The organism is Novosphingobium album (ex Liu et al. 2023), from assembly GCF_029076845.1.
Lineage (GTDB): Bacteria > Pseudomonadota > Alphaproteobacteria > Sphingomonadales > Sphingomonadaceae > Novosphingobium.
The window spans coordinates 1-12,847 of the sequence record NZ_JARESE010000030.1 but is presented as its reverse complement, the minus strand read 5'-3'; the positions used below and the strand labels follow the sequence as shown (position 1 = coordinate 12,847).

General features: G+C 58.8%; 10 protein-coding genes and 1 pseudogene. 9 read left to right on the top strand and 2 right to left on the bottom strand.

The window, feature by feature from the left end; all coding sequences use genetic code 11:
- The 3 genes and pseudogenes from PYV00_RS10855 to PYV00_RS10845 form a co-directional block, all read left to right on the top strand.
- Nucleotides 1-746: pseudogene (locus PYV00_RS10855) on the top strand (IS630 family transposase); the annotation flags it as partial.
- Between the two features lie 120 nt (nt 747-866).
- Nucleotides 867-1,112, top strand: a complete 246-nt coding sequence (locus tag PYV00_RS10850; protein WP_275228293.1) for an acyl carrier protein — start codon at nt 867-869, stop codon at nt 1,110-1,112.
- Nucleotides 1,113-1,114: 2 nt separating this feature from the next.
- Nucleotides 1,115-3,028, top strand: a complete 1,914-nt coding sequence (locus tag PYV00_RS10845) for an HAD-IIIC family phosphatase (protein ID WP_275228292.1) — start codon at nt 1,115-1,117, stop codon at nt 3,026-3,028.
- Here PYV00_RS10845 and PYV00_RS10840 read toward each other — a convergent pair.
- On the bottom strand, nt 3,009-3,965 hold the full coding sequence (locus PYV00_RS10840) for a class I SAM-dependent methyltransferase (RefSeq protein WP_275228291.1): 957 nt from the start codon (nt 3,963-3,965) through the stop codon (nt 3,009-3,011). The two genes, PYV00_RS10845 and PYV00_RS10840, sit on opposite strands and share 20 nt — an antisense overlap.
- 215 nt (nt 3,966-4,180) lie before the next feature.
- Between PYV00_RS10840 and PYV00_RS10835 the strand changes: the two genes are divergently transcribed.
- From PYV00_RS10835 to PYV00_RS10810, 6 genes are all read left to right on the top strand, one after another.
- Nucleotides 4,181-5,737: an MBOAT family O-acyltransferase gene (locus PYV00_RS10835; protein ID WP_275228290.1), complete on the top strand. Its 1,557-nt coding sequence runs from the start codon at nt 4,181-4,183 to the stop codon at nt 5,735-5,737.
- 85 nt (nt 5,738-5,822) lie between these two features.
- On the top strand, nt 5,823-6,836 hold the full coding sequence (locus tag PYV00_RS10830; protein WP_275228289.1) for a hypothetical protein: 1,014 nt from the start codon (nt 5,823-5,825) through the stop codon (nt 6,834-6,836).
- On the top strand, nt 6,836-7,234 hold the full coding sequence (locus PYV00_RS10825; RefSeq protein WP_275228288.1) for a VOC family protein: 399 nt from the start codon (nt 6,836-6,838) through the stop codon (nt 7,232-7,234). Before PYV00_RS10830 ends, PYV00_RS10825 begins: the two co-directional genes overlap by 1 nt.
- Before the next feature lie 135 nt (nt 7,235-7,369).
- Nucleotides 7,370-7,927 (top strand): MucR family transcriptional regulator, encoded by a 558-nt coding sequence (locus PYV00_RS10820; protein ID WP_275228287.1) that lies wholly within the window; start codon nt 7,370-7,372, stop codon nt 7,925-7,927.
- Nucleotides 7,928-8,066: 139 nt separating this feature from the next.
- Nucleotides 8,067-9,056, top strand: coding sequence for a class I SAM-dependent methyltransferase (locus tag PYV00_RS10815; RefSeq protein WP_275228286.1), 990 nt, complete (start codon nt 8,067-8,069; stop codon nt 9,054-9,056).
- A 90-nt stretch (nt 9,057-9,146) separates the two neighbouring features.
- Nucleotides 9,147-10,847, top strand: a complete 1,701-nt coding sequence (locus PYV00_RS10810; protein ID WP_275228285.1) for a DUF6065 family protein — start codon at nt 9,147-9,149, stop codon at nt 10,845-10,847.
- Nucleotides 10,848-10,993: 146 nt separating this feature from the next.
- Here PYV00_RS10810 and PYV00_RS10805 read toward each other — a convergent pair whose 3' ends face one another.
- Complete coding sequence (locus PYV00_RS10805; RefSeq protein ID WP_275228284.1) at nt 10,994-12,565, bottom strand: cell wall hydrolase; 1,572 nt, start codon at nt 12,563-12,565, stop codon at nt 10,994-10,996.
- Nucleotides 12,566-12,847: the final 282 nt, after the last annotated feature.

Below are 12,847 nucleotides of genomic sequence, written 5' to 3'. Positions count from 1 at the left end.
GGGGTGGTGCGCTGGCGGCTGATCGATCTGGCCCAGTGGCTCCATGACGAATTTGCGGTCTCGCTCGATGAGACTACCATCAGCCGCGAGTTGAAGAAGCTGGGCTACGTGAAGCTCACCGCGCGGCCTCGCCATCATGCCCAGAACGAGCATGCCATGGAGCCATTCAAAAGGGGGGCTTCGCTGCCGAGCTGGCAAAGGTCAGGGCAACCCTCCCAAAGGGCACGCCCATAGAGATATGGTTCCAGGACGAAGCCCGCGTTGGACAAAAGAACAAGATCACGCGGCGCTGGGCGAGACGCGGGACCCGGCCTTCGGCACCGAAAGACCAACGGACCAAATCGGCCTACATCTTTGGCGCGATCTGCCCGGAACAGGGCAAGGCGGCCGGGCTCGTCCTGCCCTTCTGCAACACCGAGACCATGGCACTGCACCTTGCTGAAATATCGCTCGCCATCGCGCCGGGCGCTCGCGCGGTCGTGCTGATGGATCAGGCCGGATGGCACACCACCGACAAGCTCGAAGTCCCCGGCAACATCACCATTATCGCCCTCCCGGCCAAATGTCCCGAACTCAACCCGGTCGAGAACATCTGGCAGTTCATGCGCGACAACTGGCTCTCCAACCGCGTCTTCACCTCCTACGACAACATCATCGACCACTGCTGCCAGGCTTGGAACAAACTCGTCGACCAACCCTGGCACATCATGACAATCGGTCGACGGAAATGGGCACGTGGGTCATGATCAATGCAGGTTGGTATGACGCTTGCGAGTTGCCTTTGCGGCGCCGCCGGCCTGCACGCGCTTGGCAGCTGCGGACCGAGAGGCTAACCTCACTATGCAGCAAGTGAACATGGAGCGGGCATGGAGCGCGACGAAATTTCGGCGATCATTGGTGAGATCATGTGCGACGTCTTTGATCTTGAAGAATTGAAATATGATGATGCCCTGTCGGCTGACGATATTGAAGAATGGGACAGTTTAAGTCATATTCGATTTATTGTCTCGATAGAAAAGCGCTTCGGCTTAGTATTTTCCAGTGCTGAGATTGAACATTTACAAAATGTCGGCGAAATGGTGGATGCCGTTAAGCAAAAATTGAGCAAGTGAACGTGGCAAGGCCCGATTCAGCATTCTCTTTGTCTTGGCTGCCAGCGCCGCCGGATAACGTCCGCGCCATCGTCAGAGCGCTTAAAGGCTCCGCAGCCTTTGATGCGAAAGCATTTCGCGGGCTGGCGCTCACGGACCTCGATGTCAATCAGCTTGAAAGCGTGAGCCGCGCGCTGTCGGTGTTTGAAGGCGAAAGTGAGAAGTCAGGTCTTGCACCCTTCAAGCTCGCGATCGCGGCATCGCATACGATGGAGATGGCGTCAAAAACGCTGCCCGCCACAGCGCTGCGTCATGCGCTGCATCTCAAGGTGCATTGCGCAAGCTATGGCCAGGCCGCGCAGCAATTGCTCGAGCAGGGAAGTGACTTGGCAAGGGCAAGGCCAGACGCGGTCTTGCTTGCCTTCGATCGCCATTCGTTGGGCCTTGATAGAGCAAGACTTGACAACTTGCAGGCCGAGACGGCGATCGAAGAGGCGTTGGGGGTCATCGCATCGCTCGTTGCAGCCTGCCATCGCAATGTCGGTGCACCTGCCATCGTGCAGACGCTGGTTCCACCTCAAGAGAGCCTTTTTGGCAGCTTCGATGCAAGTATCGCGGGCAGTGTGCGAGCCATGACGATCGAGTTCAACGCAAAGCTGGCGCGCCGGCTGCGCGATGGACCCGACGCTGTCTTCGACGTTGCCCACCTCGCAGCGATCGTAGGGCTTCAGCAATGGCAGGCGCCACGACTCTGGTACGATGCAAAGATCCCCTTCGCTGTCGAAGCGATCGCGCTCTACAACGATCACCTCTGCCGAATCCTCGCGGCGTTGCGCGGCCTTGCCAGGAAGTGCCTCGTTCTCGATCTGGATAATACCTTGTGGGGCGGCGTGATCGGCGACGACGGTCTGGAAGGCATTCGCATCGGGCAAGGCTGCGGGACAGGGGAGGCATTCCTCGCTATTCAGGCCATGGCGCTCGAATTGCGGCAGCGTGGCATTCTTCTGGCGGTGTCGTCAAAAAACGATGAACCGAATGCCCGTCTGCCTTTCTATCATCATGCCGAAATGTTGCTTCGCGAAACTCATTTCTCTGTTTTCCAAGCCAATTGGGATGACAAGGCGAGTAACCTCGTCACGATTGCTAGAACCTTGAATATCGGTACCGAGGCGCTCGTGTTTCTCGATGACAACCCGGCCGAGCGAGAGCAAGTGCGCCAGAGCTTGCCGGAAGTCGCGGTGCCGGAGGTGGGAGATAATCCATCCGAATATGTCCGAACCCTCATGCAGGCCGGCTACTTTGAAGCCCTCGCCTTTGCCGAAGAGGACCGACGTCGCGCGGACATGTATGGCGCCAATCTCGAACGCTCGGCGTTTCGGCAGCAGGCCGGCGATCTGGCCGAGTACCTGCGATCGCTTGAGATGGTCTGCACGATAGTGCCTTTCGACGATGCCGGACGATCACGCATTGCCCAACTGATCAACAAGTCCAACCAATTCAATCTCACGACTCGTCGGCGCACGGAGGCGGAAGTGCAGGCGATCGCATGCGATCCCGGCAAGCTGGCGCTGCAGATCAGGCTAGCCGATCGCTTCGGCGATAACGGGATGATATGCATCGTCATCTTCGATCGCCTGGGGGATCTGTGGCATTGCGACACCTGGCTGATGAGTTGCCGAGTGCTTGGTCGCCGCGTGGAAGAAGCCGTGCTGGCTCATGTTGCCAAAATCGCTCGTGCAGCTGGAGTTGGCCGGCTCACGGGTGAATATATCCCAAGTGCCAAGAATGCGCTGGTTCGCGATCATTTCGCGAAGCTCGGATTCGTCCTGATCAACGCTCTTCCCGACGGCACGACGCATTGGGAACTCGAGCTGGCGCACTATACCTCGCCAGACCTGCCCATAAAGGTTGCCGCTGCTATGCCGGCGCACGGGTGAGCAGAGAACAACTCACCGAGAGCCGATGCTTGACCGCGCGCTCGATCGTTACGCCCGACATGGGAAACGCCCGCGCATCAACGACTTCAAGGCCGGCTTCTTCCGCAATCCGCTGGGCGTGGTCGAGACTTTCGAACAAGTATATGTGATCGGGCGCCGGGCTGTTGGCGGGGACATTGATCCATAGCAGCCCACCCGGTTTCAGCCAGCGTGATGCACAGCGCAAGGCTTGAGCCGGATCTTCAAGATGTTCGAGAATCTCGCTCATCACAATGCTATCGAACCTATCCTGCGATCGAGGAGAACAAGCCGCAAACAAATCCTGTTCGATAAGCTCGATCTCCCGCCCCGTGCCCAGCGTGTCGAGCGCGTGGCGTGTCTTGGCAATGCTCGTGGGGCTTACATCCCAACCAGCGATGCGGCCCAATTTGCCTTTGGCGGCGGCAAAATGCAGGAAAAGGCCGTGCCCCGGACCAATTTCGAGATGGTGAGCACCCATCGGCAAACGAGGAAGGTATCGCGTCACGTAATAGGCGAACGCATTGGCGTGATTGGCCCAGAGCACGTTCGAAAGCAGCAGCCCGTTCATGTAGCGCTCCATGAAAGGGTCATTGGCATAACACTCACGTTGCGCATCGGCGAAGCTTGTCAGTCGATAGCTGCCAAACCGGCGGAAGTGAATTTCCTCCGGCATGACGATTTCCTCGCACAAGAAGCGATAGTCGCTGGCCAGCTTGTCCAGACCGCCTTCAATCGTGGAGGCGAGCGCGACGATCGCCGCGCCCAGACATTCGGATACGGCCACGACGCCATTTTCGCGCCCCGCAAGGCTTTTCTGCAAGAAACTCGCGTGTTCTGGCCAGTGTGCGCTGACACAACCAAAAATCGTCCCTAGAGCGCCCGCCGGTTGGGTCATGGAGAATTCGCTTTCGCTCATGCGAGCGCCAAATGGGCGAGAGAAGAGTTCGGCGGCATCCGTGGCAACGATATTGCATGCATGCAAGCGAAGCAATCGAGTGATCGAGAAGCGCCGAAAAATCTGTGGCTTGTCCGGACAGGCGCAGTTGAGTGTCACGGGCAAGCTCGGTAGCTTCGATAGGGAAGGCGAATTTGTGCGACAGCGGCTGTCGCCTCGCGGGTAGGTCGGAGCGCATGCTCTTCAATTCAGCGACGTTCATATTCGTTTTTCTGCCATTTGCCCTGCTGCTGTTCCACGCGGCGAGCAAGCGCCGAAGCGAAACGCGGCAAGGGTTGCTGGTTGCCCTTACCGTGATTTTCTACGCCTGGGGCGCGGCTCGCTATCTGCCCTTGCTGCTCCTTTCTATCGTCATCAATTACGGCATCGCGAGACTGATCGAGAAGCGGATCGCGGCCAACGGGAAGGCAGGCGCTGTGCTGGTGATCGGGGTCTGCGCGAATTTGGCGCTTCTCGGCCTATTCAAATATCTCGGGTTTGCGATGGCAAGCTTAAACGAAATATTTGGCCTGGGTTGGAAGGCCCTCAGGGTCGCGCTACCCTTGGCGATCTCGTTCTACACATTTCAACAGATCGGTTTCCTCATGGACCTGTCGCGCGGGAGAATGACCCGCATACGACTTCTCGACTATTTTTCCTTCGTTCTGTTTTTTCCGCAACTTCTGGCTGGGCCCATTGTTCGTTGGGATGAACTTGTTCCCCAATTGCACCGGCGGCGCGAAGCTTCGCGGATCGCCGGCGATATCGTCATAGGGCTAGCCTACTTCAGCGCGGGGCTGTTCAAGAAGAGCGTTATCGCGGATAGCTTGGCCGGTTATGCAGCGCCTGCCTTCGTGATGGCCGATAGCGGACATACGCCGGGCCTTCTGGACGCCTGGCTTGCGACGTTCACGTACACCGCGCAGATATATTTCGATTTCTCGGGCTATTCGGACATGGCGATCGGCGTGGCACGAATGCTCGGTATCATCTTGCCGCTCAATTTTCACTCGCCCTTGCGTGCCGGCAGTGTGATCGAGCTTTGGCGACGTTGGCATGTGACCCTCAGCCGGTGGGCTCAAAGCTATGTCTTTCAGCCCTTGTCCATTCCCCTGGTCCGACGTGCCATGACTTGGGGAGGCGGCAAGACAGTCATGTTCATTCTCGGATTTGCCGTTCCCACAATGCTGGCCATGGTCACCATCGGGATCTGGCATGGCGCAGGCTGGACCTTTGTCCTGTTCGGTGTGATGCAAGGCACCTATATGGCGATCAACGAGCTGTGGCGCCAATTTCGGCGCAAGGCGCGCAAGAGGCGGAAGGAGACGGGTCAAGGTGGCTTTCGTCCGGTCTATCAGGCAATAACGCTGACAAGTTTCGCCGTTTCGGTCGTGATGTTCCGGGCATCGGACGTCGCGGCCGCGATACATATGTACAAGGCGATGAGCGGTCAGGGCGCGGGAGGATTCATTAGCGCGACCGCCGCGGCTCAGTGGGACTTCGGCGTGCCTGGAGCTCTTGTCGCGAGCCTCGCAGCCTACTGCGTCATCCTTCTTGCTCCCAACACGCAGCAGTGGCTGGGCCGATTCAATCCAGTTCTCGAGTGGCCGAAGTGGAAGATGGTGTCTCCGCCGATGATCGCACTGGAGTTTAGATTCTCATGGGTTTGGATCGCGGCTTCGGCATTTTTGTTTTTTGCGGCGTTCAATGCGATGATGCGGGGGACGACAAATTTCATTTATTTCAACTTCTGAAGCGGTCGTGAAGGCAGGTTCAAGATTCGAGAATCGGCTGGACGAGGGGGGGGCTGGTGATCGCCTGACCCGACGCGGACTTCACTTGGCATTCTTCGTAGCCTGCTTCCTGACGTTCTGCGGGTTGGCGCTCTTGCTTCCGCATAGCCGCTACATCCGCTATCAACAGCTTGCGGGTTCCGCGATGGCGCCTGGCGTTTGGATCTTTGAGCGGACGCGGTTCGATCGTACGCCCATCGACGTTGCCATCGTGGGCGCCTCGCGGACCGAGGTGGCGATCAGCGCCCCGCGCTTGCAGGCAATCCTGTCCCATCGTTTGGGCCGCCCGATCCACGTCGCAAATCTGGCAATGCCCAAGGATGGACGAGATCTCCATTACGCGCTCACCCGCCAGTTGCTTGAAACACATCCGGAAGTCCGTCTCATCATCTATTCCGTGATCGAACACCCGTCGCGAACCGGCCATCCCGCGTTCCGCAGCGTAGCGGATTCACGCGACGTCGTGTCAGAGCCGCTCTTGCTCAATCCAAGCTATCTTGAGAACCTTGCATACCTGCCTTACCGGCAGATATCGCTATTCGTGCAAACGCTTCTGCCGAAGCTGTTCGCCGTTCGAACACGTTTCGATTCTCACGCCTATTGGGGGACGGATTATGATTCGACCCGAAGCTACCGGTCCTCGAACGGTGGCTGGGTGGATCGTGATTCGATCCGATCGAGCAAGGAACTCGCGACGAGCGCGGCACGAGAATTCTCGATCAGGAAGCCGAGGTTCTTGCCGACATCGGGCCGCGACTACGAATATGCAATCGAACGACAATATACCGAAAAAATTTACCATCTGGCTCGGCAACATGGCATGAAGATTGCCTTTATTTACCTCCCGGTCTACGCTCATGCCGCTCCGATTGAGGATCTGGATTTCTATCGCTCAAAAGGTCGCTATTTCAATGCGAGCTTCATGGCCGGTGATTTCCGTAACTATTCGGACTATGGACACGCGAACCGTATCGGTTCGGCGCGCGTGACTGACTGGCTCGCGGGGCAACTCTCGATGGACGATCTCAATCGGCCACCAAGCCGCAGGAGCGTGGATTGATGTTTTCGCGATATCGTCTTCATCATGTCGGCGTCATCGTTCCTTCCTTGGATGACGCGGATCGCTACATCACGAAGTTCGAGCATGAAGAAGATTTTCGGGGATACGTGGAGCGCTGGTCATGCTGGTGCATCTTCACCAAGGCTGCGGCCGGGCCGGCGATCGAACTGGTAGTGGCCGACGGAGGGGCGTTGGCCCGCTTCAACAAGGGGGGGGGGGGCGTCCACCATTTTGCCTACCTGGTGGATGATCTCACCGTTGCCAGTAGATGGTGCGAGGATCAGGGGCTGCGCATGCTGGAGGCCGAGGCGGTGCAAGGAGCGGGCAGGTTTTTGTGCAACTTTATCAACCCGCTCGATACGCGTGGGATTCAGATTGAGCTTGTTCAACTGCTTTGAGAGGCTGTCGAATTGTCGCCGAGGGCTTGGCATCCATGCACGACGTAAGCTCGGATATTGCTTCGATCTGTTCGCCCGCGCTGAAGCACAGGCTGTCGCCTCGACGCGCTCGCCATCCACGATGTTCATGCGAAGTTGTCGCTGATCGTCCATAGGCGCCCGGAGGGGCGCCTTGTGATCGGGAAGCAAACTAGAATGATGAATGATCAAATCCTTCAGTGCACTGCCAAGATCGTCGTCGCGCAGGTGAGCCGCAATCGGCTGAGAGCCGAACAAGTCGGCGCGCTGATCGCGTCTGTCTATAATAGCCTGGCCAATGGTGGCGGATCGCCAGCGCCGCCCCCCGAGCCCCGGATTCCCGCCATCGCCGTGCGCCGATCGGTCAGGGCCGAAGCGATAGCATGTCTGGAATGCGGTGCCCGCATGAAGACGCTCAAGCGACATCTGGCTAGCGAACATGGGCTCACCCCCGGCGAGTATCGCGATCGCTGGGCATTGAACGCAGACTATCCGATGGTTGCGCCAGATTACCGCCGCCGGCGCCAGGAAATCGCGAAGACAAGCGGACTTGGCGCTCGTTCGAGCACCGCGACCGCAGATCGGGTGATGGAGGCGAGCGATGCTCCCGGCCCCGCCGAGCTGGCGAATTGGCAACCGGACGGGGAGGCCTTGGGAGCAACCGGACGAGTATAATCCCGATGGGCGTTGAGGCACGACGCGAGAGTACCCCGCGGGCCACGCACCAAGGCGGGGTTTCCGTTGCTGCTCGATGCGTTACTCGTCGAATTGCGAATCATGAGCTTTCACAATCGCGCTTTCATCGGGGAGCCGCATGACAAATTTTGTGACTCGAGGCTCGTGCCCGGTTTGCGGCGATGCGACCGCAACGACAATCTACCGGTCCCGCCATGACATCGATCCGCTACGCGCGCTCATCGAAAGCCAATATCGCGATCAGGGCTCGATCGACTGGGTCTTTCTTCAAGACGAGGAATTCGCGGCTGCGAAGTGCCACTCGTGCGGCCTGATCTTCCAAGAGAGAGTCCCGGACGAGACCTTGCTTGGTCAGGTCTATGAAACAATGATCGCCCCGGAACGGCTCGCTGCCTTCGAGGACGGCCTGATGACTATCGAGAGCGTCGAGAAGATTGCCGGAGAGTTGGGCCATCTGTTCCGGCTTACAGGCAAGAACCCGGCCGATATCACATTTCTCGACTACGGTTTCGGTCATGGCCGATGGGCGCGCGTGGCAAGGGGGATGGGCGCTAAGGTATTCGGCGTCGAATTGGGCGATGACAAGGCCAGGCTGGCCGCTTCGCTCGGCATCGAACTCATCGATGACGACGCGCTCGAGCGAGAAGCGTTCGATATCGTCCACACGGAACAGGTTCTTGAGCATCTGGTTCATCCCGGCCGCGACTTTGCGAGGCTGGCGAGGGCGACGCGCAGGTTGTTGAAGGTGGCGGTACCGGTTCGCGGGAATCTTGAACAACTCCTGTCACAATCGAGAATTCCCAGCGTGTCAGCCTTCGCGCTCGCGACACGAGGAGCGCGGGTCACTCGTGCCGACCGGGCATTTAGTTCGCTGCAGCCGCTTGAACACCTTAATGCCTATTCGCCTCGGACCATTCAGTGGCTGGCCAATGCCAATGGACTGAAGATTGCAAGTCGCACCCGGTTGGGATCAGTGTCGGTCGATATCACCTCGCCAACCCTGCTGATGGCTTCGGCAAAGCGCTTGGCAACAATGATGGCCAACGGCTTGCTCCGGCCAGATCGCGGTTATTATCTGCTCACCAAAGGGCGGGGTTCTTCCTCATAAGCTATCGGTCTTGATTGTTTGCCCGTCGAACATGGGTGCGATAGTCCGGTAACTGCGCTAAGGAGCCGGGCGTGACACAATGGGGAGCACATGGAGCTAAAATGCTACGTCTATCCCGGCTGGCATCCCCTGATCCGGGTGGCCTCCGCGCGACGCGCGTGGATGGACGAGGCTCCTGAATCGTTTCCATATCGCTGTCTGCCGCTCGGGATCGCGAACAGCCATGGCTGGGAGGTGCTCAGTCCATGCGGGTTCGTCGTTAGCTGGAACGGTGGGCCGGCGCCAGAAGACGTCGAAATCATTGCCGACAAGGATTCCGATCCGCGCGAAGTGCCCCAGGCCATGTTCGGCCTCGGCACCTTCACGTTCCACATCTACGGGCTTCTCAGAACTCCGCCGGGCTGGAATATCTACGTTTCGGGCCCGCCCAATAGCTTCAAGGATGGGGCCGCGCCCCTCGCGGGCGTGATCGAAACCGACTGGGCGCCCTACACGTTTACGATGAACTGGAAGCTCACTCGCCCAGACCATCGCGTACGTTTTGAAAAGGACGAGCCATTCGCGCACTTTTTCCCCATCGGACGCAACGATATCGAGGGGGTCGAGCCGCGATTCGTTCCCATCGAGGAAGAACCCGAACTCAAGGCCTCCTTCGAGCAATGGTCGCGTTCGCGTGACGCATTTCAACGCAGCGTCAAGGATAATCCGCCCGATAAGCCCGCGGACAAATGGCAGAAGTTTTACTATCGCGGCCTCATGCCCGAGGGGCAATGTCCAATATCGGACCACAAGATCAAGCTCCAGGTGCGCGAGTTTGCGCCCACCGGTCTGATGCATGACGACGCTCCGGCCCTGCTCGATGCTTCGGCCGACGAAGAAAGCGATGGACAGGTGGTGGCGAACCAACCTTCGGAGCAAAGTTCCCAGACCCAATCCCACGAGGTGAGCGCGGCAATGAAGACCAGGCTTTCCAAATATGAATGGGTGCTCGATTTGCAGGAGCGCCAGCGCGGCCTTTCATCGCGCGCCAGCGCAATCCGCCGGGTTGAGAACCTCTCTTCCCAGGATTTTCTCGACGACTACTATGCTCCTGCCAGGCCCGTGGTCATCGCCGGTGAACTGGCCGACTGGCCAGCTTCGCGGTTATGGTCGCCTGAATATTTCAAATCGAAGGTAGGAAGCGCCATGATCGAATATCAGGGCAATCGTACTTCCAGCGCTGATTTCGAGCGTTACAAGGATAACCACAAGACCCAGATGCCGTTTGACCGGTTCATCGATCTGATCATGGCCGAAGGGGGTAACAATGCTTACCTGACGGCCTACAACGCGTCCTCGAACCGCGAGGCGCTCAGGCCGCTCGACGCCGATATCGGGCTAATGGACAAATTTCTAGCGCAGTCGCCGGGCGAACCGGGCGGTTTGCTGTGGATCGGACCGGCAGGGACCTTCACCTCCATGCATCACGACCTCACGAACAATCTTGTCGTCCAGGTGGTCGGGCGCAAGCGAGTGATGCTCGCCGCGGCCACCGAATCGCCCAAGATGTACAATGATCGCCATGTGTTCAGCGAAGTCGCCGATGTCCTGGCGATTGGCGACAGACTGGAGCAATATCCCAAGCTGTCCGACGTCCGATTTCACGAAGTGGTGCTTGAACCGGGTGAAGCCATGTTCATCCCGATAGGCTGGTGGCACCAGGTCGAAGCGCTCGACTTTAGCGTCACCATCACCTTCACCAACTTTCGCTGGCCCAATGCGGGTTGGGAACGTTATCCCATGGCGGACTGAGGGTCCGCCACGGATGCTTCGGAGCGGCTTCAGCTCCCGAAAAATATCTATTTCATGCACTGCATTGGATTTCCGACGATTTCTTACCGAACGCGAAGAATATCCCAGCAGTTGGAAGCCTTGGCTATCGGTCTTACCGATCGGCATCAGCCCGCTGTTTCGTATTTCATCCAGATCCGTGTTTCGGCCGTCAGGCAATCCTTCGGATCGCTCCGATGGAAAACGCCGCAATCCCAGTAGACCCGTTCGATACGTTCGCGGCGATCCCTGACGTAGAGAAATGCGATCTGTCGCTTGTCACCGTTGACCCTGCCATAAAGCTTGCAGAAGCTGCGGTCCCCACATTTGCCGATCACGCCCATGGCCTGGGCAGTGCCGTCTCCACCAGAGCTGGCCAGTTCGACATCAAGTGGTCCCGATGGCTCCTCTTGCACGGCGGACCTGAAGAAGCTGTCGCGACCCATCGCTGGGGCTTCGCCCGTAGCAGCGCCCGCTCCGCCGGGTGCCGCGTTATCCGGCGGAAGGCCGTTTGCAGCAAGTTGAGGCAAACTCTGCTCCTCGCCAGGTTGAAAGTCGGAGAGATAGGCAAGGCGAGCAATATTGGGTTCGCTCGGTTCGTATTTGCCCCGCATTGCCTGCGGACGGCCCCAAGGCCCGTGCCAGCGAAAGAACAGGTGCGTCTCAACCTTCGCAAGCTTGTCCATCTGCTCGCTCCAGACCGGATGAACCCAGTCCGTATGGTAGTGCGTCGCCAGTCCGACCGGGTTATAGGTATAGCCGTAAAGCAAGGCGACCGCGCGATTGGCCGCCAATGACATCGCGGCCGTACTGGGACGGCGACGATCGAGTGAGCCATCGCAGGTAAACGTGAACTGACAGCCGGTCTTGCGCTTCGAGCCCTGGAAGACGACGCCGCAAACCGTCTTTGGAAAAGCCGGATGCCTCACGCGATTGAGAATCACTTGCCCAACCGAAAGCTGACCCTGCTCGCTGTTTCCGGCCTCGTACCACATCGCGGTGGCAAGGCAGTCGATAGCGCGAGATCGGCTGAGCTGCGGGCCGGCGACCATGAACGGCTTTGCCGGTGCACCCAGTGCTCCCACGAAAGGAGTCTCGTCGTTGATTGCACGGGCTTCCTGTGGGCTCTTGTCCTCGAAAACAAGAGGCTCCGGCGTCGGTGCCTGATCGGGTGACAAAGATCCAGCATCCTCGGCCAGAGCATCGGGGACGGATCGGCTCGACCCAAATCCAAGGAAATACGTAACGCCCGCAATGAGCGGGACAATCAATACAAACGACAGCGCCTTGAAAAAGCGCAGCTCGGCGCGCCCCGCGTCGATATGAGGCTGGATGAATTTGAGGATCGAGGGTGGAGGGGGCTCAACCACCCTCGATTGGTGAGCCATTGGTAAATGGTGTGCCTGTGCGCTCGTCGCCGCCGCGATCGCGCCACCGGGCATCGGCATGGCGGGCGCAAGCGTTTTCGAGCGATCAGTATCTTGCTCAAGTTCGCTGAGCGGCTTCCCTCCTTGGAGAAAAACCGCGTTCTCGGCCGGATCGTCCAGAGCAAGCGGCAGGCTTTCCCGTAGCGGGGGAGGTGATGTTTCGAGGCGAAGAGGAGAACGGTGTTCCGGAACAGGTTCAGATTCTGGTTCCGACTTCTTCCAGAAGGGAAAGCGCGGCATCCCGATTCGCAGCGCGCGCAGGCGAAAAGCCATGCGGCCCAGACGCCCGCCCGCGATCGCCGGGACTTCGCGCAACGGCACGGCTCGCGGGAATAGACCCAAGTCCAACACGTTTTGCGGAAGCTGATCTTCCAATGGAAGTCTGCGCTGCATCACTGAATGCTATCGACCCGATTAGCGGGATGTCGCCGAAGCAAGTTCAGCGACATCCCCTTGAGCCTAGAACGGACTGACAGGCGTCGGAGTGGGCGTCGGCGTCGGAGTGGGTGTCGGCGTCGGAGTGGGTGTCGGCGTCGGAGTGGGTGTCGGCGTCGG

Bases quoted from the DNA above. Each gene is read 5' to 3' on its own strand.
- PYV00_RS10815 (WP_275228286.1), top strand. From the start codon at position 8,067: ATGACAAATTTTGTGACTCGAGGCTCGTGCCCGGTTTGCGGCGATGCG.
- PYV00_RS10805 (WP_275228284.1), bottom strand. From the start codon at position 12,565: ATGGCTTTTCGCCTGCGCGCGCTGCGAATCGGGATGCCGCGCTTTCCC.
- PYV00_RS10850 (WP_275228293.1), top strand. From the start codon at position 867: ATGGAGCGCGACGAAATTTCGGCGATCATTGGTGAGATCATGTGCGAC.
- PYV00_RS10810 (WP_275228285.1), top strand. From the start codon at position 9,147: ATGGAGCTAAAATGCTACGTCTATCCCGGCTGGCATCCCCTGATCCGG.
- PYV00_RS10835 (WP_275228290.1), top strand. From the start codon at position 4,181: ATGCTCTTCAATTCAGCGACGTTCATATTCGTTTTTCTGCCATTTGCC.
- PYV00_RS10840 (WP_275228291.1), bottom strand. From the start codon at position 3,965: ATGAGCGAAAGCGAATTCTCCATGACCCAACCGGCGGGCGCTCTAGGG.
- PYV00_RS10825 (WP_275228288.1), top strand. From the start codon at position 6,836: ATGTTTTCGCGATATCGTCTTCATCATGTCGGCGTCATCGTTCCTTCC.